General features: G+C 42.6%; 22 protein-coding genes and 1 tRNA gene. 16 read left to right on the top strand and 7 right to left on the bottom strand.

Annotated elements, in window-relative coordinates; all coding sequences use genetic code 11:
* Positions 1 to 52: 52 nt before the first annotated feature.
* From hisB to FTT98_RS02330, 9 genes are all read left to right on the top strand, one after another.
* Positions 53 to 646, top strand: coding sequence for an imidazoleglycerol-phosphate dehydratase HisB (gene hisB, locus FTT98_RS02365; protein ID WP_078190487.1), 594 nt, complete (start codon positions 53 to 55; stop codon positions 644 to 646).
* Positions 646 to 1,263, top strand: coding sequence for an imidazole glycerol phosphate synthase subunit HisH (gene hisH / locus FTT98_RS02360; protein ID WP_180041555.1), 618 nt, complete (start codon positions 646 to 648; stop codon positions 1,261 to 1,263). The genes hisB and hisH overlap by 1 nt, the downstream gene beginning before the upstream one ends.
* 130 nt (positions 1,264 to 1,393) lie before the next feature.
* Positions 1,394 to 1,864, top strand: a complete 471-nt coding sequence (locus tag FTT98_RS02355; RefSeq protein ID WP_168378999.1) for a DUF805 domain-containing protein — start codon at positions 1,394 to 1,396, stop codon at positions 1,862 to 1,864.
* A 267-nt stretch (positions 1,865 to 2,131) separates the two neighbouring features.
* Positions 2,132 to 2,605 (top strand): DUF805 domain-containing protein, encoded by a 474-nt coding sequence (locus FTT98_RS02350; protein WP_180009274.1) that lies wholly within the window; start codon positions 2,132 to 2,134, stop codon positions 2,603 to 2,605.
* Positions 2,606 to 2,782: 177 nt separating this feature from the next.
* A complete protein-coding gene (locus tag FTT98_RS02345) occupies positions 2,783 to 3,448 on the top strand; it encodes a 3'-5' exonuclease (protein WP_180041556.1) in 666 nt (221 codons plus the stop codon).
* A gap of 433 nt (positions 3,449 to 3,881) precedes the next feature.
* The gene (locus FTT98_RS18045; protein WP_257220775.1) at positions 3,882 to 4,319 is read left to right on the top strand and encodes a hypothetical protein; all 438 of its coding nucleotides are present in this window, start codon (positions 3,882 to 3,884) and stop codon (positions 4,317 to 4,319) included.
* The gene (locus FTT98_RS18040) at positions 4,307 to 4,645 is read left to right on the top strand and encodes a hypothetical protein (RefSeq protein WP_257220776.1); all 339 of its coding nucleotides are present in this window, start codon (positions 4,307 to 4,309) and stop codon (positions 4,643 to 4,645) included. The genes FTT98_RS18045 and FTT98_RS18040 overlap by 13 nt, the downstream gene beginning before the upstream one ends.
* Before the next feature lie 193 nt (positions 4,646 to 4,838).
* A complete protein-coding gene (gene hisA, locus FTT98_RS02335) occupies positions 4,839 to 5,570 on the top strand; it encodes a 1-(5-phosphoribosyl)-5-[(5-phosphoribosylamino)methylideneamino]imidazole-4-carboxamide isomerase (protein ID WP_078190493.1) in 732 nt (243 codons plus the stop codon).
* Between the two features lie 69 nt (positions 5,571 to 5,639).
* Positions 5,640 to 6,527: a DMT family transporter gene (locus FTT98_RS02330; RefSeq protein ID WP_180041557.1), complete on the top strand. Its 888-nt coding sequence runs from the start codon at positions 5,640 to 5,642 to the stop codon at positions 6,525 to 6,527.
* Between the two features lie 89 nt (positions 6,528 to 6,616).
* Here FTT98_RS02330 and FTT98_RS02325 read toward each other — a convergent pair whose 3' ends face one another.
* The 3 genes from FTT98_RS02325 to FTT98_RS02315 are packed head-to-tail and all read right to left on the bottom strand — an operon-like array spanning position 6,617 to position 8,653.
* Complete coding sequence (locus FTT98_RS02325; protein WP_078190495.1) at positions 6,617 to 7,009, bottom strand: hypothetical protein; 393 nt, start codon at positions 7,007 to 7,009, stop codon at positions 6,617 to 6,619.
* Between the two features lie 39 nt (positions 7,010 to 7,048).
* A complete protein-coding gene (locus FTT98_RS02320; RefSeq protein ID WP_180022370.1) occupies positions 7,049 to 7,675 on the bottom strand; it encodes a DUF1294 domain-containing protein in 627 nt (208 codons plus the stop codon).
* 27 nt (positions 7,676 to 7,702) lie between these two features.
* Complete coding sequence (locus tag FTT98_RS02315; protein WP_111884520.1) at positions 7,703 to 8,653, bottom strand: homoserine kinase; 951 nt, start codon at positions 8,651 to 8,653, stop codon at positions 7,703 to 7,705.
* 110 nt (positions 8,654 to 8,763) lie between these two features.
* On the opposite strand from FTT98_RS02315, the gene hisF reads away from it, so the two are divergent.
* Entirely contained in the window at positions 8,764 to 9,525 is a 762-nt protein-coding gene (gene hisF, locus FTT98_RS02310) for an imidazole glycerol phosphate synthase subunit HisF (RefSeq protein ID WP_306674445.1), read from the top strand.
* A 374-nt stretch (positions 9,526 to 9,899) separates the two neighbouring features.
* On the opposite strand, the gene FTT98_RS02305 is transcribed toward hisF, so the two are convergent.
* Positions 9,900 to 10,520 (bottom strand): hypothetical protein, encoded by a 621-nt coding sequence (locus tag FTT98_RS02305; RefSeq protein ID WP_180041558.1) that lies wholly within the window; start codon positions 10,518 to 10,520, stop codon positions 9,900 to 9,902.
* A gap of 111 nt (positions 10,521 to 10,631) precedes the next feature.
* Between FTT98_RS02305 and FTT98_RS02300 the strand changes: the two genes are divergently transcribed.
* Both FTT98_RS02300 and aqpZ read left to right on the top strand, forming a co-directional pair.
* Positions 10,632 to 11,642, top strand: a complete 1,011-nt coding sequence (locus FTT98_RS02300) for an AraC family transcriptional regulator (protein ID WP_168378986.1) — start codon at positions 10,632 to 10,634, stop codon at positions 11,640 to 11,642.
* 165 nt (positions 11,643 to 11,807) lie between these two features.
* Positions 11,808 to 12,494, top strand: coding sequence for an aquaporin Z (gene aqpZ / locus FTT98_RS02295; RefSeq protein WP_180041559.1), 687 nt, complete (start codon positions 11,808 to 11,810; stop codon positions 12,492 to 12,494).
* A 97-nt stretch (positions 12,495 to 12,591) separates the two neighbouring features.
* Here aqpZ and FTT98_RS02290 read toward each other — a convergent pair whose 3' ends face one another.
* On the bottom strand, positions 12,592 to 12,840 hold the full coding sequence (locus FTT98_RS02290) for a hypothetical protein (protein WP_180002780.1): 249 nt from the start codon (positions 12,838 to 12,840) through the stop codon (positions 12,592 to 12,594).
* A gap of 117 nt (positions 12,841 to 12,957) precedes the next feature.
* Positions 12,958 to 14,046: a DNA/RNA non-specific endonuclease gene (locus FTT98_RS02285; RefSeq protein ID WP_078193159.1), complete on the bottom strand. Its 1,089-nt coding sequence runs from the start codon at positions 14,044 to 14,046 to the stop codon at positions 12,958 to 12,960.
* A gap of 263 nt (positions 14,047 to 14,309) precedes the next feature.
* On the opposite strand from FTT98_RS02285, the gene FTT98_RS02280 reads away from it, so the two are divergent.
* Complete coding sequence (locus FTT98_RS02280) at positions 14,310 to 15,026, top strand: hypothetical protein (protein ID WP_180041560.1); 717 nt, start codon at positions 14,310 to 14,312, stop codon at positions 15,024 to 15,026.
* A gap of 201 nt (positions 15,027 to 15,227) precedes the next feature.
* Here the strand turns inward: FTT98_RS02280 and FTT98_RS02275 are convergent, their stop codons facing one another.
* Positions 15,228 to 17,108, bottom strand: coding sequence for a potassium transporter Kup (locus FTT98_RS02275; protein WP_078193161.1), 1,881 nt, complete (start codon positions 17,106 to 17,108; stop codon positions 15,228 to 15,230).
* A 122-nt stretch (positions 17,109 to 17,230) separates the two neighbouring features.
* Between FTT98_RS02275 and FTT98_RS02270 the strand changes: the two genes are divergently transcribed.
* From FTT98_RS02270 to FTT98_RS02260, 3 genes are all read left to right on the top strand, one after another.
* A tRNA-Ser gene (locus tag FTT98_RS02270) sits at positions 17,231 to 17,321 on the top strand.
* A gap of 211 nt (positions 17,322 to 17,532) precedes the next feature.
* Positions 17,533 to 18,822 (top strand): integrase arm-type DNA-binding domain-containing protein, encoded by a 1,290-nt coding sequence (locus FTT98_RS02265; RefSeq protein WP_180176948.1) that lies wholly within the window; start codon positions 17,533 to 17,535, stop codon positions 18,820 to 18,822.
* Positions 18,823 to 18,854: 32 nt separating this feature from the next.
* On the top strand, positions 18,855 to 19,919 hold the full coding sequence (locus FTT98_RS02260) for a hypothetical protein (RefSeq protein WP_180176947.1): 1,065 nt from the start codon (positions 18,855 to 18,857) through the stop codon (positions 19,917 to 19,919).
* Positions 19,920 to 19,995: the final 76 nt, after the last annotated feature.

Below are 19,995 nucleotides of genomic sequence, written 5' to 3'. Positions count from 1 at the left end.
CAGCGAAAATATTTTTACATCAATCATTTTGACGTATTTGAGGAACGTGTCTATGACAGATCGTATCAGTGAAGTGGTAAGAAACACCAACGAAACCAAAATTCGAGTTCGTGTGAATCTTGATGGTACTGGTCAAGGCACTTTAAACACTGGTGTTCCATTTTTAGATCATATGATTGATCAAATCAAGCGACATGGTCTGTTTGATATTGATATTCATTGTGATGGCGATCTTGAAATTGACGATCATCATACTGTAGAAGACTGTGGGATTACACTGGGTCAAGCTTTTGCTCAAGCACTGGGCAATAAAAAAGGTTTACGTCGCTACGGTCACTTCTATGCGCCGCTCGATGAATCACTGAGTCGTGTTGTGGTGGATTTATCTGGCCGTCCGGGTCTTTGGATGGATATTCCATTCACTCGCGCGCGCATCGGGACTTTTGATGTGGATCTTTTCTCTGAATTTTTCCAAGGTTTTGTGAACCATGCGTTAATGACGCTGCACATCGACAACCTAAAAGGTAAAAACAGCCACCACCAAATTGAAAGCGTATTTAAAGCCTTTGCCCGTGCATTACGTATGGCGTGTGAAGTTGACCCGCGTGCCGAAAATACTGTTGCGTCTACCAAAGGAACATTGTAATGACCCGTATTGCCCTTCTTGACTATGGCATGGGAAATCTTCACTCAGCAGCAAAAGCCCTCGAACACGTGGGTGCAACTGTTGATGTCACCAATGATCCTAAGCTGATTGCACAAGCAGATAAAATTGTGTTCCCCGGTGTGGGAGCAATGCGTGACTGTATGCAAGGCATGCATGATGCAGGCATTGATGATGTGGTCCGTAAAGCGGCATTTAATAAACCTGTGCTTGCGATCTGTGTCGGCATGCAAGCTTTAATGCAGCATTCCGAAGAAAATGGCGGTGCAGATGCATTGGGTATTTTTGAAGGTTCGGTTAAACGCTTCCCTGACATAGAGGGATTAAAAGTGCCGCACATGGGCTGGAACCAAGTGCATCAGGCAGACCCTAGCCACCCGATGTGGAAAAACATTGAGCAAGATGCTCGTTTCTATTTCGTACATAGCTTCTATGTAGAGCCGCAAGATTCAAGCATAGTCGCTGCAACCTGTGACTATGGTTTGAAATTTTGTACCGCAATTCACAAGGAAAACTTGTTTGCGACACAATTTCACCCAGAAAAAAGTCATACAGCCGGTCTGCAATTGCTGAAAAACTTTGTGGAATGGGATATTTAAAATTCCTTCACCGCAAAAAAGCCCGCTCCTTGTGGGCTTTTTTGTACAGTTTATTTTTCATCCTTTTATTTTCTACATATTCATTTTAGAATTTGCCTACTTATAAAAATACCAACGCCTAGGAATAATAATGAATACCTTCACATCTGACTCACCGACCCAAGCCAGTGGTCGCTTTAGCCGTCGCGCATATCTTGCATGGAATCTACTTCTCGGCATTATTTTTACGCTAATTGCTGTTGTGGTCGGCCTGCTCATACCCGGTGCGCAAAATGCGCTGACTGAGGGTGCTATGTCAACGCCACTCATGATTATTTTCTTTATCATGTATGCCATCGTCATTTATTACAGCGTCATTTTCTTAATCCGTCGTTTACATGACCGAGACCATTCAGGATGGCTTGCACTGCTGATCTTAGTTCCTGTAGTGAATATATTGTTTGCGCTCTATGTGTTATTTGCACCGGGTAATAGCGGTAGTAATAGCTTTGGACAACCACGCCCGACCAAAGGCTGGGAAACAGTGCTGGCTGTTTTGTATATCGTGGTGTTTATAGTCGGGATACTTGCTGCGATCATGATTCCGTCTTACCAAAACTAAGTGATCCGCTCTCAACAAGCCACGATTCAACAACAATAATGATAAATCATTAGATGCCGCCTAGATCGCTCTAAACAGCAATACACCTATTCAAACAAGCTCACACAAGTGGGCTTTTTTTGTACTTTACCTTTATAATCAACGCGCTTTTTATGTTCAGGATCAAATCCTGTACTTTTTCACATTTTTATGTCGTTTTTAGCTCAATTTTTGCGGTTAAAAATGAATGATAACAATACTTTTTACGATAATTTAAGATCATTTAATATGAATAATTCACCCAATATAAACTCTGGTTGGAACCGTGACGGTCGTTTTAATCGCATGTCTTTTATCGGTTGGAATGTCTTTTATGGCCTCATGCTGAGCATATTGATGCTACTGATCGTCAGCATGATGCCCAATACCCTCAATGCCCTAATAGCTCACGCTGAAAATCCAATGACGCAAGTGATTGGATTTATCCTAAATGTTTTAATGCTGATCCCTTTGATGATTTTTTCAGTGCGTCGTTTGCATGACTTTAATCTCTCAGGCTGGTTTGCACTCTTAGAGCTGATTCCGTTGCTCAATATCGTCATGTGCATTGCGCTGATGCTCATCCCCGGGTCTGCAAATGCCAATCAATATGGTGAGCCACGTGCATCCAAAACATGGGAGGTGGTTCTCGCCTTTCTCTTTATCGGTTTATTCTTACTGATCTTGGTAAATGTATTATTTACTGCGCGTTTTCTATTTTAAGTCGTCACTGACTTTAAGTCTCTTGGTCACTGTGTTTAAGTACCCTCGTCACTGTCATAGCAACGCGCTATGACAGGCCGATGAGTCAATCGCTCATGCTCAACGCCACATCTCGGTATTTGCATTTCCGACCTAAACGCTCTAGGCTGCAACAACAAGCCTTTGAATTGAATCACAATGACTGATGCTCTACTGACACCTATTTTGCCAACAAAAGAACAGATTAAAGATTTTCCATTGTTCCAAAATTTAGTGCCAGAGCAGATCCATGTCATTCACAATGCAGAACAATGCCAACACTGGGCCGATGAATTGCAGACGACTGCCTTATTCGGTTTCGACTCTGAATCTAAGCCGACTTTTCGTAAAGGTGAGGTCTCTACCGGTCCACATTTAATCCAACTTGCGACGGCGCAACAGGCGTGGTTGTTTCAAATGAACGAATGCACTTGGGATTTTTTAAGACCAATCTTGAGTAATCGGGATCAAATTAAAGTAGGTTTTGGCTTAAAAAATGATGCGCATTTATTTCGTAAAAAAGGCATCGAACTGAATAGTGTCTTGGAACTCTCCAAGTGCTTTGCTTCTTTTGGCTTAACCCAACCCGTCGGTTTAAAAAATGCCATGGCACTGCTTTTTCTTGTAAATTTTCCAAAATCTAAATCGGTCAGCACCTCGAATTGGGCCAAAAAGCGCTTAAATCCAGAACAAATTCGTTATGCCGCTGCCGATGCTTATGCCCCTGTTTTGGTCTTTGAAGAATTATTACAACGTGGCTTATTACCTAAAACCATTCCCAATACCTCCCTCAAACTAAGAATTCGTCCGCACATGAAATTATAAACCCTTAATTATTTTAATGATTTAATTTATATTCAGCGATGTAACCACTCTGTAACTGGATATTGCCCCAATCTATGGCATGACCAAGTGCAAAGATCGGCTGAAGAGTGCCAATGAATTTGCAGTTTATTTGCGCTAAAGATTTGAACAGTACGTTATTGCTTTAAAAATAGTCACAGCACAGCCTAAAAACAATAAAATTGCACCTTTTAAGTACATTTATATCTTTGATTTAACTCATTTTAATTACATTAATATACATTTGTATTTTTATTCAACTAAGGTTTTGATCTCTCTTGGTTTTCTAGCAGAATTACATGATTTATCTCATTCTTTCTATACTTTCATAATTTGTTTTCATCAATCTCCTTTTGCTAAAACAAGTCTGCAAAATACATAACACATCATAATTTAAAAGCTTGGAGAACCTGACATGTTGAACTTATTTACAGGAAAAATCAGCGGTGTACTCAGCCTGACTTTACAAGGAATCAGTAAAGCGATTGGACTGGTTTTAAATACTGTTTTGGATACTGTAGACAGCGTTTTAGAGACCGTGAGTAGCTTAACAGCCCCCTTAACGGATGCACTGACTGAGCTTCCACTCATTGGGGGGACCATCGAAAAAGTACTGGCAGTTGAAAATCAGTTGATCGGCACTTTAGGCGATGGCTTACATGCGGTAGCCGATCAACTCGCGACAGGTGATCTTCTCGGCGGTGTACAGACCGCTCTCAATGGCATAACTGGTGTGGTCGGTCAAACTGTGACTGAAGTTGCAGGTTTGGTTGATCATCTCAGTGGGGGGCTGCACCAATCACAGACGCACTTTCTGACCTGCCATTGCTGGGCGGTCTATTGGATGCAGTAGGCGAAACTACAGGCAATTTAACAGGCTTGTTGGCTGAAACGGGCGGCTATGTAGCCAGTATTGATCCTACCGAATTATTAACAGCTGTCCTGAATGCTCCTTTAACAAGTGTAGGTGGTGTCGTGCAAGATGTTTCAGGCACTTTAGATGCCTTACTGGATGACATTGCACCGATTACATCGATTGCCACTGAACTTCCTGTGGTCGGTGATCTTGTTCAAGTGGTCGGTGAAAGTACCACAGCTCTCAATCAAGGCTTGTACGATGTCGGCACCTTACTTCAATCCGTAAACAGCGATTTATTACAAACAACCGCTTATGTTTAATGACTAAAAACGCGAATACACAGCGCATTTTTTTAGACCAAGAATAAAATCCAATCCTTTATTCGCACTAGCCTGACCTATGTCAGGCTTTTTTAATTCATCAATTCTGATATTAGCATTTAGTGAATAGCCGTTTATTTGATAAGATTAGGCACAAATTCATTCTTAATTTGATTGAGCAAGGAGCGAAAGCATGCTGATCATCCCTGCAATTGACCTGAAAGATGGCAAATGTGTCCGTTTAAAACAAGGTCGTATGGAAGACGATACCGTATTTTCTGACGATCCAGTGGCAACTGCACAGCATTGGGTAAATGAAGGCGCGCGTCGCTTACATTTGGTAGATTTAAACGGTGCTTTCGCTGGTACACCGATTCATAAGCCTGTGGTTGAAGCGATTGCTAAAGCACAGCCTGAATTGCCAATTCAAATTGGTGGTGGTATCCGCTCTCTTGAAACCATTGAACACTACCTTGATGCAGGCGTATCGTTTGTCATCATTGGTACAAAAGCGGTAAAAGAGCCTGAATTTGTTGAAGAAGCGTGCAAAAAATTTGCAGGCCATATCATTGTTGGTATCGATGCCATGAACGGCATGGTGGCAACAGATGGTTGGGCAAATGTCACAGACGTGAAAGCTACTGATTTGGCAAAACGCTTTGCAGATGCTGGCGTATCAAGCATTGTCTACACCGACATCGCACGTGATGGCATGATGCAAGGTGTGAACGTTGAACAAACCGTTAACCTTGCAACGTATTCAGGCTTACCTGTTATTGCATCGGGTGGCGTGACCAACCTTGACGACGTGCGTAACTTAAAAGGCCAACCGGGTATTTTAGGTGCGATTACCGGTCGTGCAATTTATGAAGGCACATTGAACCTTCGTGAAGCTCAATTACTGCTTGATCAACAAAGCTTGTAATTTTCCCGAGCAGAAAAGAGGTCTTCGGGCCTCTTTTTTTATTTCTCCTCTTCAAACAATCAAATACACATGTCAACCGTCCAATCTGCTTGGAAAGCCAAGTTTCCGCAGCTCGCACTCATCCTGATTACCATGATTTGGGGCGCCAGTTTTATCACCGTGCAATACGGTTTAAATTTTAGCAGTCCAGTGCTGTTTGTCGGTCTACGTTTTGCCGCAGCTACACTGGCTGTGAGTCTGTTATCGCTCAAATATCTTAGACATTTTTCTCAATACGATGTCATTGCGGGCGCAAGTATTGGCGCGGTAATTGCGATCGGCTATGCGACGCAAACAGTCGGCTTGCAAAGTATCAGCAGCAGCGAATCGGCTTTTTTAACTGCGCTGTATGTACCGCTGGTTCCGATTTTTATGTGGCTCTGTTTTCGGCATAAACCACATGTGATGACATGGCTAGGTGTAAGTTTGGCTTTTGTCGGTTTGGTCTTTTTAACGGGTAATGGTTTTGGCGCTATTCAGCTCAATTTTGGACAAATCATTACGCTGCTCGGTTCGATTGCCATTGCCTTTGAAATTATCTTGATCAGCTATTTTGCACCCCGCGTCAATCTGCGCAGAGTGACGGTTCTACAGTTGGCATTTGCCTCTCTGTTCTGTTTTTGCTTTGCCCCACTGGTGGATGAAACCACTTTGCCAAAATTTGAATGGCCATTAATCGCTGTACTCTGCGGATTGGGGCTGGCCAGCGCCGTAATTCAATTGGTGATGAACTGGGCGCAGCGTATGGTTGATCCTGCACAGGCGGCAATCATCTATGCAGGTGAACCGGTTTGGGCCGCGATCATTGGGCGGCTTGCCGGTGAACGCTTAACACCGCTCGCTCTCATTGGCGGACTGTGTGTAGTTCTTGGTGTGATTGTGAGTGAATGGCGGCCGAAATGGTTAAAGAAACGCTAATTTCTGCATCCTCTATTAGATCAAAAAAGCGACTCATACGGTCGCTTTTTAATGCCAAGATTTTTATGCCAAAAAGTTCTGAACTCGCATTAGTCATACATCGGTCTGTTGTCATTGACACGAATTAAACCTTTAATCGCGCGGTACACAATCCATAACCAAGACAGTCCGATTACCGTGACGCAGAAGGTACTCGCTCCCAGTGCTACACCTGCAAAAGCATTGGCATTATTGCCGGTAAAGAACAGAAAAATAAAAGGCACGAAAGCAATGATGTTCCAAATGAGATACCACCAAAACGTGCGAATCTGCCAAGTGAAATGGCTTTCAAAAATCGTGCCGCGCACATCACTGCGTTTGACGTAATTAATAATCAACGCGAGGACCGCAAGCAAGCCGGCAGAAAAAATCGCCACAATATAAAGAATATACAAAATAATCGTGAGCAGGCGGTTTGGATCTTTATCAATGGAATAATTCATTTCGCTCTCCGTCATGATGATTTTGCGGATCATTCCACCCTAGATATGCAGGATATTAAATGGTGAAATCAGCCATAAAATCAGTAATATGTTAAAGGCTATAGTACAGAAATATATTTTTCGAAATGGTTGTTTTTGTGTTTTATGCCGCAAACGTTGCTGAGCCAGCCATGCCGCCGGCCACCCACCTAAAAAAGACAAAAGATGCAGTGTATTTTCTGGCACGCGTCGGTTCCCCATTTGCGCAGCTTCTTTATCTTGAGCGTAGAACCAATAGGTCAGGACATTGATAATACTCACAAAAAGCAGCACCATGCCACTGAGTAAACCCGCCACAGACAAACCCGCCAAGGCGAGGATATAAATGATGCACAAGATTTGCATCGGCTCTGCCTGACGCGGCATCTGCACCACATTTTTTTTATTAGGGCGTTGTGTAGCTTTGGTTTGTGAGGCTTTTAAATAATGCACTTGCTGTGCACGAAAGCGTCCGCGTTCGTCTAAGATCACAGCATAATCCAACGCGCAGCCCACGATTGGTCGTGGGCCGGGACGGGAAAAATCTTTAATGTGCAAAAATACGCGATCTTTGGTGCTATCGTTCGGTTGAATGAAGCCGTAGCCCTTGTCATCAAACCATTCTACTAAGCGTCCTTGATCACGCATGCTTTTCCCCCTCGTTGTTTTTAAAATTTATGCAGTGACGAATTTTAATCGTTCAATCAGCATATTACGCATTTCAGCAGGGTTTTTCTGCAAAATATCATCCCCTGTACGGCCTTCTGCCGCATTTTTCTGTGCCACCTGTAAACGCATCATCCAGAAACGACCTGCCGCCATCGCCAAATATAACTCTAGGCATGATTTTTCATCTGCGGTTAATGGACGCACGCTTTCATAGGCATTTAAAAAGGCAATGGCTTTGTCTTCATTCAAATGTACATCCGGATATTCAGTACAAAAGTCATTTAAAGTAATAGCAATATCAAACAAGAGTTCGTCTTTATTTAACTCATAAAAGTCTAAAATGCCGTTGAGTTGATCGCCTTCAAATAGAGTATTGTCACGGAACAGATCAGAATGAATAAAACCGGTAGGACGGTCTGGATACATCGCCGTTAAGATGTCATATAAGCCCAACAGATTGTTAAGTAACGTGGTATCTGCTTCATTTAATGTTGGACGAATATCACGTGAAACTTGTAACCAATAAGCATGATCACGATATTCTGCACGTTCCAAAGGGAAATCTTGTAAAGCCACATGCATTTTCGCTTGGGCTACAGCAATCGCTTCTGCTTGCGCTAAGCTCGCAGGCATGGGATGTTGACCTTGCATGCGTGGCGCAATCTGTGCAGGTTTATCCTTTAAGCTATGAATCGCTTTACCCGAATGATTCAGCGGTACAGGCACAGCTAGACCAGCCTGCCCCAAATGTTCAAGTACAGGGACCAGTTCCCCTGCACCTTGCTCGTCCATCTCTTCAAAAACAGTTAATACATACTGCGTGCCATTTTCGCAAACAATAAAATAGTTGGTATTTTGAATACCGCCTTGAATCGGAATCAGGTCAATCACCTCCAGTCCATAAGGTGCTGCAAAATCCTGAACTTCCTTTAAAGTCAAAGTGGTATAAACCGACATAGAAAACCTGCGAAAAAACTTACATATTTTTGATAGAATAACCGCTCCGACTACTAAGGTGTAGCATCTAAGTCGCGAAGTTTCATAATCGGCTGTTATTTTTGGAAAAAATTATGCTTGCTAAACGTATTATTCCTTGCCTCGACGTGGACAACGGTCGTGTAGTGAAAGGTGTTCAATTTCTTGATATTCGTGATGCAGGCGATCCAGTTGAAGTTGCACGCCGTTATAACGAACAAGGTGCGGACGAAATTACCTTCTTAGACATTACCGCAACCTCAAATGGTCGTGATACCACTTACCGTACGGTAGAGCGTATGGCTGAGTCTGTATTTGTGCCATTAACAGTCGGTGGTGGCGTGCGTAAAGTAGAAGATATCCGCCTGTTATTAAATGCGGGTGCGGACAAAGTTTCGATTAACTCTGCGGCTATTTATAACCCTGAATTTGTACAAGAAGCCTCTCAGCGTTTTGGCGCACAGTGTATTGTGGTTGCGATTGATGCAAAAAAAACTGGCGACAATAAATGGGAAATTTTCACCCACGGTGGTCGTAAAGAAACCGGTATCGATGCCATCGAATGGGCAGTAAAAATGGCGGACTTCGGTGCAGGTGAATTACTCATCACCTCGATGGATGCTGACGGAACCAAAGCCGGTTATGACCTTGAACTGATGCGTAACATCAATGACCGTGTGACCATTCCAACCATTGCTTCTGGTGGTGTCGGTAATCTCCAACATTTGGCCGATGGCATTTTAAAAGGTGGCGCAGATGCGGTGCTTGCAGCCTCTATTTTCCACTTTGGTCAACACACCATTCCTGAAGCGAAAAAATATCTTGCAGAACAAGGCATTGAAATGCGTCTTTAATTGATTCGTTTTCAATGAGGATTGAAAAAGAGCGATGATTCGCTCTTTTTTTGCTTTGGTGTTTTTGATGCAACGCCATGGAGTTGTAGCAGCGAATCGTCAATTTAATTCATCCACTATAGACATAAAAAAAGGAGCCTTGTCGGCTCCTATAAACCAAGAAAAACTACAGCACTTGGTCTGATACTTAAAACAAATGAAAAAATATACATAGCAACTTCATCAATCAACTCGTCGTGTACAAGCCTTTTGATGATTTAAATATAGGGCATTTGCACTGCATTTGATTGACAGTAGATTCATAATTTGTTGACAAATTGCGACAACTCAATTGGGTAGAAAAGCTTGTTGTCACAACGTACAACGCTTTCACATTAGACCGTTTCAAGAAGTGCAACTGGCTTTTCACGCTCAGCGACCCACTTTGCAGGAAATACCCGATTGACCCAGTGTGACAATGGTTTCGCAATCGCTGTCGGTAGTAACACACCCAATGGGTTCTGTTCCTGTAATTTTGCCGAGGAGATCACTCGAGTCCCTAAAATATAATCAAACCACGGCTTAGTCACACACCAATTGGCATCCTGATTTGAGTTCATATGGTGGTCATAGTGCCATGGAATCTTTTTCATCGCCCACTCTGGCTCAAGATGTGCGCGACGATGGATATAATAATAATTCCCTGCGCAATACAGCACCGACAAACTTATTCCTTTGGAAATGGGATAAAACAGCGGGACAAATACAGCTGAAACTGCCACCAGAGACAATATTTCATTTTTCGTGCGCCAGTTCTGTACACCTTCAACATAGCCATGATCATGAAAATCTGTTTTTCGAACTTCACGATGATGTTCCCAATGTGATTTCATGCTTTTCGGTACTGGACTAAAACGTGGCTTGCCTGACCGATGTGTCCCATGCAAAACATATTTATGCGCGACCCATTCAAAGGCATTGGCGACGACCAACCCTGCAATAAAACCTTTTAACATGACCAATATCTCCTTTTCTTAGCTCCACTATAGGTAATGAAGAGGGCTAGATATTGACCGTTTTTTTTAATATTATTGACAAAACACGACAAAATTTAGAATTAAAAAAATATGCAACAACTCAAGGACTATACAGGATCGGTCTATGGAGGACTGGGCCATTTGCTCTATGCTTATCACCAAGCTCAAGGCATTGCCATTCCTGAAAAACTGAATAAAGTTCAAAACTTAGAACGTTTTGATTATGCCGTTTGGCGTGATTTATTGATGGATTTAGATCAAAAGATCCAAAAGCCAGCGCTGGGTTTAGAAATTGCAGAACATGTGCAACCCAAACATATTGGCATCATTGCGTATATTGCCCTGTCCTGTGAAAACTTAGGCGAAGCGCTGCTCCGCTACCATGATTTTCATCGCTTAATCTTCGATGGTAGTCCATTGCTGATTGATATTCAAAATGATTTTTTCTCGATCGGTTGGAATGATTTACCCATGAATATGGCCAATCAATTGACCGATGAAATTGCGATTGCCTTAATGCTGCAGTTTCTAAAATTATTCATGCGTTTTGAAGATATTAATTTACACGAAGTGCATTTTCATAATCCTGCACCGAAAAATGTCGCTCAGTATGAACAATATTTTCGCTGTAAAGTTCGATTTTCCCAAGAAAAGTCGAAGGTTATTATTCCCATTCAAGAACTGTCTCGCCCCTTTTCCCAAGGCGATCAGACCTTACAAAAACTGTTAATGCAACAGGCACAGTCTTTATTGGAAAAGCTGCCGAATACCACGCAAATCGACCAACGCTTACAGCAAGCCATCTTAATGGGTTTACAAAAAAATCAGTTCCAAATTGAACATGTCGCTACTCAACTGAATCTGTCCGTCCGACAATTACAACGCCATTTACAACAACAAGGCAGCACCTATCAGCAACGCATGCAGGAGGTCCGCTGTATGATGGCTGAAGAATTTTTAAGAGACCCACATTTAAGTTTGCAAGAAATTGCGCTACTGCTGGGTTATTCAGAACAGAGTGCATTTCAACGTGCGTTTAAACAATGGCGAAATTTAACCCCACAGCAATGGCGCTTATCGCAAATTGAAGCAGTAAGTTAAAATGTGACGCAGTTATCATTTTATATATTGTGATTTTCAGCAAAATCCATTAAAGCTATGCATATTCAATAAATGAATAAAACAACACTTCACAACTATATTGCACTCATGCTGAGTGAAAGATTGAAAATCTATTCCAAATGACAAAAACAAATGGAATTTTAAATGAATAAATATTTAGCAGAACTGATCGGTACGTTTTGGCTGGTCTTTGGTGGTTGTGGTAGTGCGGTCTTGGCTGCGGCCTTTCCTGAACTTGGCATTGGCTTCGCAGGCGTGGCACTGGCCTTCGGTTTAACGGTGTTAACGGCTGCTTATGCGCTGGGTCATATCTCAGGGGGACATTTTAACCCTGCCGTGAGTATCGGCTTGTGGGCCGGTGGTCGTTTTGAAGCGAAAGAACTAGCACCCTATATTATTTCTCAATTGCTGGGTGCAACCCTCGCCGCATTTATTCTATTCATCATTGTACAAGGTCAGGCCGGATTTACAGGAGTCGGCGGTTTTGCCACCAATGGCTATGGTGAATTATCTCCAGGTAAATACTCTATGCTCTCAGCGTTAGTCATTGAAATTGTGCTGACGGCTGGCTTCCTGATTGTGATCATGGGAGCAACGGATAAACGTGCCCCTACTGGATTTGCCCCAACTGCGATCGGTCTTGCGCTTACATTGATCCATCTGATCAGCATTCCCGTCACTAATACTTCGGTCAACCCAGCGCGTAGTATGGGTGTGGCATTCTTTGCTGAAACTGCTGCGCTATCACAAGTTTGGCTATTTTGGGTAGCCCCAATCATTGGTGCGGTGATTGGTGCGGTCATCTATAAACTGATGGCAAAAGACGAATAAATAGAAGAAGACACCATAAAAAAGCTCACAATCTGTGAGCTTTTTTTCATTCATCCCGAATTGAGCTTTGCTTCCTTCGACGGCCGATGACACAGCTTTAAAGAAATGGATTTTCTACTTCGTTTTCTTCACCGCCCTGCGCTATTTTTTCAGCTAAGTTGGTTTCTGCCTCAAGCGTGGTCACCACATCATTGAAAAATGCCTGTAAAGCTTTCGCTGCAGCTAAACCTGCTTGGTCTTTCGTCACCTGTAAATTGCCATAAATATTAATTCGATCTTGGCCATTTTCTAGTGTTAAGTCATGAATTGCATGCGACGCAGTGTCATTTTCAAATGCTTTGAACATGATGGATATCCTTCTTTTTTGTTGTAGTGATGCAGCAATAGAAATACGTGAAAAAGATTTCAACTGCAAGCAATGATCCTCTTCATCGCTCGCAGTTCAGCGCTATTATCTACTCAATTATTTCAAAATCTGTAGCAGATATTGCAGAATTTCTTCAATCAATTGTTTGACCAAGGCATCTTGATTGTTGTCATTTTCACTGCTTGCCATGGATGTCTCTCCCACAGAACCACCACTCGATTTAAACTCTTTTTGCAAACTTAAAATCTTGTCTTCTGCGACATCTGCAGCACACTGGCTTTCAGCATCCCAATGCAAATAAGCGATATCTTGATTTGCTTTTACTTGGGTGGCTTTGAGTGGCAAACGGTAGGTATTACGCTTTTGGTCTTCAGTTAATTCTGGAAAGAAATTAATTCCAGTCAGTTCTTCTAGCGCACAAATACTCATGACTTTGACTGTCGGTGCCGTATCACGCAAGGTATTGTCCGCATAGTACACGCCTGCAACACCTTTTTTCGGCAAATAGATCGCCTTATAAGTAGCGGTCGGCACGATGACCCCTTGCCCGATGGTTTTTAATTTTTTCGCACTATATACCGGCCCCGTTACCACATAGACATCTTGCTTTTGTTTGGTCACTATCGCCCGTGTGGCTTCTTCTAACTCACGCCACACTTGCTGATTATTTTTTGGAGCTTGCGGCACCATATTGGCCAAAGAAAAACTATCTAACTGCGCAGCTTTATTGGGCATATCGGCATTTGGCGCCATGTGTCCACGGTCATAGCCTGAAGATTTATAGTCTGACAGCAAAGCCCGATATTCAGACGGCACGCGAGTCTCTTCATGAAAGTTATCTTCACGCGGAATTTTTTGACTCAGGCGTGCGGGGGTTAATGCTTCTGCAACCCAAAGCGGTGTCTTGGATATCCCTGAATACATGACATTAAAGCCATTAAAACACAGTGGAAAACTGTTTTTATGTAGGCTTTCACGGACCAAATAAGGTGGCACTTCACGATAAAATTGGTCCAAACAGGCGCTATTTGAAGTGCTGCTCATAGAAACAAGTTGTTGAATTTTTTCTTGCCCGAAAGCAATAGCAAAGCTTCCTGTTGCCACCAGACCCAACAGCACTTTTATGCCATTTTGCCCAAATAACTGTGAAAGTGGATTTGCTGAATTGCGTTTCTTTTTGACCATGACTTACAACAATGACTTCTAAAAGGACTATTTTTCCGCAGCTTAGCAAGGGTGCATATTTTAGTACACTTTTCTTTTTTAATTTGCTTAACAATCACACAAATATTGTTTAACAAAGCAGCAGTTGATGTAACTTTATGTCGCAGTTGTGCAGTTCTTTATAGGAGGTCATGAAGCAGTTGCGTATGTTTCATTGAATTCGCCTCAAGAATTATGACAAGGTAAAAATACGAAAAATTGCGATAAAAATATACGGAGTGATTATGCATTCTAAAATTTTAGGTTTAGGTTTAATTTCAGGTTTAATGAGCGCAGCAGCATTTGCAGAGCCGCCGATTCAACCCGGTGATACATTAGAAAGCTTATCTAAAGTCAAAATTGTGACCACCTTGAATGGTCAACCTGGTTCCATTCAGGACTTAGTTTCAAGTGGCCAAGTTCAATTGGTTGAAGCTCCTGCCGGACAAGTCAATCCCGCTGCAACAGAACAGCCCTTAAACCCTGAACAGGCTCAGGCAAACCAAATCGATCCGAATGCCCCTGCAGTCCCTGCAAATGCTGAACAAGCAGCGACTGAAGCGGAAAATGCACTCGCAAATGAACAGCAAAGTGTAGCTGCTGCACCTACAGAGCAGTCTGTGCCAACTGAACAAACGGCAGTGGCCAATACACCTGAAGCCGCGGTAACTGAAGCACCTGTGGAAACAGCACAGCAAGTACCTGAAGCCGTATCAGCGGATAACAACGCTGCACCCGTCATTGCCTCTTCTGCAGAAGCGCCAGTGAATGCCGATAGCGCATCGGCTGCATTACCTGAAGCCCCTCAAGCACAACAGGATGCTTTTATGGCAGCACCTGAAACTCAAAGTGCAAATCCTGCAGATGCATCAATTCAAGCCAACCCAGAAGCACCTGTTGCTGACGAAGCCATCCAAGCTGCGCCTGAAGCCTCTGCAGATGTAGACGCGACAATCAACTAATCAGCGTATTTTCAAGGATGAAATAACGCAACATGTTCATTCTGTTGTTTTGCTCGCATACTCCTCCCAGGAAAAAGCAACAGAATGATCTCTATGTCTTTGGACTAAATAAGTTCAATTATCCCAAATAAAAAAGCCAGAATTGATCTGGCTTTTTCGTGTTTAACTTTTAAATCTATGCCTAAAAGTTAAATCTACGTCTTAAATTTCAATCTGGCTGCCCAACTCAACCACACGGTTGGTTGGAATTTGATAAAAATCGCTGACTGGACTGGTATTTCGCTGCATAGAGATAAACAGCTTTTCTCGCCAAGGTGCCATTCCTTCACCCAATGTATGAATAATACGGTCTCTGGAAATAAAGAAACTGATTTGCATTAGATCAAATTCAAAGCCCAATTCACGATACGCATGCTCCAAAGCGGCAGGAATATTCGGCTGATCTTTAAACCCATAAAACATTGTGATTCGATAGAATCGATCATCTAGTTTTTCCGTGATCACCCGCTCATTTTCGGGTACAAATGGCACATCTCGGGTGTTGACCGTAACCATAATATTGCGTTCATGCAGAACTTTGTTGTGCTTAATATTATGCAACATGGCATGAGGCACGATCTCAGGCGTTCCTGTCAAGAATACGGCATCACCTGGAACAAACTTGGTTTCACTACCCATGCTGACACTGCGAATAAACAGGTCAATAGGCAAGGCATCTTTACCGAGTCGATTGAGCACCAATGCCCGACCATCTTTCCACGTCATTAAAATCGTAAACAATACAGCACCAATCAGGATTGGAACCCAACCGCCCGCTGCAATTTTTAATGATGTCGATGCAACAAAGATCAAATCAATCAATAAAAATGGCACTGCAAATATTGCCACTTTCCAAACGGGCCAACGCCATAAACCATAAGCCAAAACTGAGATCAAAATCGTACCGCAGAGCATGGTCATGGTCACAGCTACGCCATACGCACTGGCCAAATTCGCACTGTTTTCAAACAGCAAGATCAAGATCAGCACCGAGATAAACAATGCCCAGTTAATAAATGGTAAATAAATCTGACCACGTTCAACTTCAGAGGTATGTTTCACTGTCAAACGCGGCAAGTAACGCAATTGAATCGCCTGATTGACCATGGAGAATACCCCTGTGATCACCGCTTGAGAGGCAATCACCGCGGCCGCAGTTGCCAAAGCAATCATTGGATACAATGCCCATTCAGGAATCAGCATATAGAATGGATTGGCTAAAGCTTCAGGATTACGCAGTAGCAAAGCACCTTGACCCGCATAGTTCAACAGCAAGCACGGCATCACCACAATAAACCATGCCAAGCGGATTGGGAGTCGGCCAAAATGCCCCATATCGGCATAGATTGCCTCACCACCCGTCATCGTCAAGATAACCGCACCCATAGTCAAAAATGCAACATAAGGCTGCTGAACCACAAAATTGAAGGCCCAATGTGGACTGATCATGGTCAATACAAATGGCGTTTGCGAAATACTCCATAGTCCAAAACCACCAATGGATAAAAACCACATGAGCGTTAAAGGCCCAAAGAATTTACCCATCGTGCCTGTGCCATGGCGTTGCACTAAAAATAGCCCCGCTAAAATACCGATCGATAAGGGTTGCAGCCATTGGTTAAACATCGGCGTCGCAATACTTAAGCCTTCAATCGCGGATAACACAGAGATTGCGGGGGTAATGATCCCATCACCAAAGAACAAAGATGCCCCAATAAAGCCAAGGGCAATCAGGTAGATTTTTTTGTTTTCGGCAATTCGTGTGGTTCGTAGATTCAAGGCCAACAGCGACATAATACCGCCCTCGCCATTGTTATCTGCGCGCATGATGATGCTGACGTATTTAAAACTAATCGTCAGCATGATGCACCAGAAAATCAGGGACAGAATACCCAGCACAGACGCTTCGCTAATCGCCAAGTGTGCTGTGAGGAAACATTGGCGCAGCGCATATAATGGGCTCGTCCCAATGTCTCCGAATACTACGCCCAAAGCTGCCAAGGTGATGGCAGGCAATGCGGCTTTTTGTGCAGTACTTTGCATATAATTGTCTTCAATTTAGACAGGATTTTTGCGAATCATAGCACCGCTCAAGATGTTTTTGTCTAATTCAATTGTTTCTCTTGGCAGAATATATTTTTTTCGCTATTATCCACCGCGCAAAAGGTGAAGTGTCCGAGTGGCTGAAGGAGCACGCCTGGAAAGTGTGTAAACGTTTATAGCGTTTCGAGGGTTCGAATCCCTCTTTCACCGCCAAATTCGACTTTTACGGTAGTTTACCGTAGTGCAAAAGGCTTGATCCTAAAGGGGTTAAGCCTTTTTTTATACCCGATGCACTACGGGGAATAACGGTAGTATACCGACAACTTTGTCGGTATATTTGTCGGTATAAATCCAAATCAGCTAAGTTTTGACCGAAAACTCTCCAAAAGCGCTGATTTTATACCGACAACTAGGAGAAATCAGAATGGCAAAACAGTCTAATAAACTAACTGCTAAAGAGGTTAAAAATCTTAGCTTTGATGTGAATGGCGCAAAGAAACAGAGACACCCGGACGGCGGTGGACTGTATTTATTGATTGATGAAACAGAAGCGAAATACTGGCGAATGGATTACCGTCGACCAGTAACTCAAAAATATAACACCCTGGCAATCGGCACCTATCCAATGGTTAGCCTTGAGCAAGCAAGATCTAAACGTGATGAATTTAAGAAGATGTTGTTAGATGGCATCGATCCAGCTGAGCAACGTAATAATAAGAAACGTGAGCGACTTCAAACCTTAGAGAATACTTTCGGTAAATTTGCTGCAGAATGGCTAGAGATCCGTAGACACGAGGGAAAGGTAGACCACGAAACAATTCGCAAACTGAATAAAGATATATTGCCGTTTATTGGAAAGTTACCGGTTGCAGATCTGACCACTGAACAGCTGGAACGTGATGTGACTGATGCGATTATTGAACGTGGTGCACTTGAATCAGCGAGACGTATTAAGTCCATTATAAACATGGTACTCAAGCTTCCATTGAAGCGAAGAATCATTACCTACAACCCTGCTCCAGACATCATTCTTCCCCAGCCGACTAAAGGCAATCATAACGCTGTGACGGATGAAAAAGAGCTGGCAGATCTGTTGCGTAAAACATGGCGTTTAACCAAAGACTTTCCACGTACGAGAATTAGAACTGAGTTAGCAATAAAGCTATCAGCATATATCTACCAGCGCCCTGGGGAAATCAGAACCCTACTTTGGGAATCGGTAGACTTTGAAAATAGATGCCTGTCCTTTGCAGCAAGTAAAACCAATCAAGACCACATCGTACCGTTATCAATTCAAGCGTATGACATTCTCAAAGAACTTGAAGAATTGCGGACCACTTCAAAATACGTTTTTCCAAGTGTCAAAACTTCATCTGAATGCATGAGCACAGACACCCTTACCCAGGTATTAAAACGATTGGGTTTTAAAGGGAAACATACAGCTCATGGATTCCGCGCAACGGCGCGAACACTCCTGGATGAAGAAATCGAATATAGAACCGATATTGTAGAGCACCAGCTCGCTCATAAGGTTAAAGACCCTAATGGCACAGCTTATAACCGAACCAAGTTTTTACGCCGTCGACGTGAAATGATGCAGCTCTGGGCTGATTACCTCGACACACTTCGTCAAGGTGGTGATGTATCGAAATTCAAGCCAAATAATGACAGTGAAAATTTAATTCACTTTAAACCTAATACCAAGATGGCATAACTCTGCTGCGTTTTCTAAAAGGATAAATGGTCATGAGTAATATTAAAGATATTAAAAATCCAGCTCCTTTCTATACATTGAAGGATGCAGCGAAAGAGTTAAACCGAGCCTTGGAAATTGATTACTATGATGCCAAGAAGCTATTAAATATGGCCTTGGTATATGACCTGAAACTCTATATTTTTGTAAGAGGCTGGGAAGGTTATGCAGCCTACGGCGAAGAAATGTCAGAAGAATGGGAGGAGTATGCCGATGTTAATAAACATGGCGGATATACAAAGCTACATTTCGATATGGATGCCACATTAGAGGCCATTATTACGGCAAGACTTAATATAGCTTTACGTGAAGGGTGTCTGCTTGAGGTAACGCGAGAACTAATTAACGAATTAATTTTAAGAAAAAATACTGTTGCCGATGGTAGCTTAGGTATCTTTTTCAGCAATATTTTAGATATCCAAGATTCCTTTACAGGAAATCCCAAGAACCTTTTTTTAGAAGCCTTTAAACCACCTCTTCATCCTGAGTTGATACAAGAGCTCGGTAAATGCACCCTTACTGCAGATGTTATGGCTTCTGTAGAAAACATCAATATTGCTTGGATAGAACTCTGGGAGGAAAATACTCTGTTCAGCCATAATACTGTCACGCCCATTCCTGTGATCGAGAGTGCAATTGAAAAGGAAGGACGACTAGCTGTATCCCAAGCCCTATCTAGAACAGATATTCTAATAACTCACTATCAACTATCCAGAATTATTGAAGGCTCTTTAATTCAAAAAGACACACCAGTTGAAACTCGTGAAACTTTGGCCAAGAGAATAGATCTAAAGCCCCGAGGAAAAAGCCCCGCCAAAGAGCGTGCTCAATTAGCAGCAAAAACTTTAGCTACTTATCTATGGAATCAAGATACGGATAGAAAAATCAAAATTAAAGAAATGACTTTCATGGTCTATGCTGAGTTAAACCAGACTGAACACCACACTCAATTACCAGATCATCCAATATCAATAAAAGATTGGATTAAAGAAGTAGCTCCTGAATATGCTAGAGAGCCTGGAAGGACCAAAGAAAAACCTATATCAAGTGAAACTTAATATAGATCAAGTGGAACTTTCCATCTATTAACACATAAGAACCAACAACATACTACCTCTAACGCCGTTGCAGTAC

Origin of the sequence: Acinetobacter sp. YH12039 (assembly GCF_013420015.1) — a bacterium.
Lineage (GTDB): Bacteria > Pseudomonadota > Gammaproteobacteria > Pseudomonadales > Moraxellaceae > Acinetobacter > Acinetobacter amyesii.
Note: the sequence above shows the minus strand (reverse complement) of the source record. Positions and strands in the feature narration are given on the sequence as shown.

Bases quoted from the DNA above. Each gene is read 5' to 3' on its own strand.
- FTT98_RS02320 (WP_180022370.1), bottom strand. From the start codon at position 7,675: ATGCGTGATCAAGGACGCTTAGTAGAATGGTTTGATGACAAGGGCTAC.
- FTT98_RS02275 (WP_078193161.1), bottom strand. From the start codon at position 17,108: ATGCAAAGTACTGCACAAAAAGCCGCATTGCCTGCCATCACCTTGGCA.
- hisH (WP_180041555.1), top strand. From the start codon at position 646: ATGACCCGTATTGCCCTTCTTGACTATGGCATGGGAAATCTTCACTCA.
- FTT98_RS02305 (WP_180041558.1), bottom strand. From the start codon at position 10,520: ATGTTAAAAGGTTTTATTGCAGGGTTGGTCGTCGCCAATGCCTTTGAA.
- FTT98_RS18045 (WP_257220775.1), top strand. From the start codon at position 3,882: ATGTTGAACTTATTTACAGGAAAAATCAGCGGTGTACTCAGCCTGACT.
- hisA (WP_078190493.1), top strand. From the start codon at position 4,839: ATGCTGATCATCCCTGCAATTGACCTGAAAGATGGCAAATGTGTCCGT.
- FTT98_RS02315 (WP_111884520.1), bottom strand. From the start codon at position 8,653: ATGTCGGTTTATACCACTTTGACTTTAAAGGAAGTTCAGGATTTTGCA.
- FTT98_RS02345 (WP_180041556.1), top strand. From the start codon at position 2,783: ATGACTGATGCTCTACTGACACCTATTTTGCCAACAAAAGAACAGATT.
- FTT98_RS02280 (WP_180041560.1), top strand. From the start codon at position 14,310: ATGCATTCTAAAATTTTAGGTTTAGGTTTAATTTCAGGTTTAATGAGC.
- aqpZ (WP_180041559.1), top strand. From the start codon at position 11,808: ATGAATAAATATTTAGCAGAACTGATCGGTACGTTTTGGCTGGTCTTT.
- FTT98_RS02260 (WP_180176947.1), top strand. From the start codon at position 18,855: ATGAGTAATATTAAAGATATTAAAAATCCAGCTCCTTTCTATACATTG.
- FTT98_RS02325 (WP_078190495.1), bottom strand. From the start codon at position 7,009: ATGAATTATTCCATTGATAAAGATCCAAACCGCCTGCTCACGATTATT.
- FTT98_RS02350 (WP_180009274.1), top strand. From the start codon at position 2,132: ATGAATAATTCACCCAATATAAACTCTGGTTGGAACCGTGACGGTCGT.
- FTT98_RS02290 (WP_180002780.1), bottom strand. From the start codon at position 12,840: ATGTTCAAAGCATTTGAAAATGACACTGCGTCGCATGCAATTCATGAC.
- FTT98_RS02330 (WP_180041557.1), top strand. From the start codon at position 5,640: ATGTCAACCGTCCAATCTGCTTGGAAAGCCAAGTTTCCGCAGCTCGCA.
- FTT98_RS02285 (WP_078193159.1), bottom strand. From the start codon at position 14,046: ATGGTCAAAAAGAAACGCAATTCAGCAAATCCACTTTCACAGTTATTT.
- FTT98_RS02265 (WP_180176948.1), top strand. From the start codon at position 17,533: ATGGCAAAACAGTCTAATAAACTAACTGCTAAAGAGGTTAAAAATCTT.
- FTT98_RS02355 (WP_168378999.1), top strand. From the start codon at position 1,394: ATGAATACCTTCACATCTGACTCACCGACCCAAGCCAGTGGTCGCTTT.
- hisB (WP_078190487.1), top strand. From the start codon at position 53: ATGACAGATCGTATCAGTGAAGTGGTAAGAAACACCAACGAAACCAAA.
- FTT98_RS02300 (WP_168378986.1), top strand. From the start codon at position 10,632: ATGCAACAACTCAAGGACTATACAGGATCGGTCTATGGAGGACTGGGC.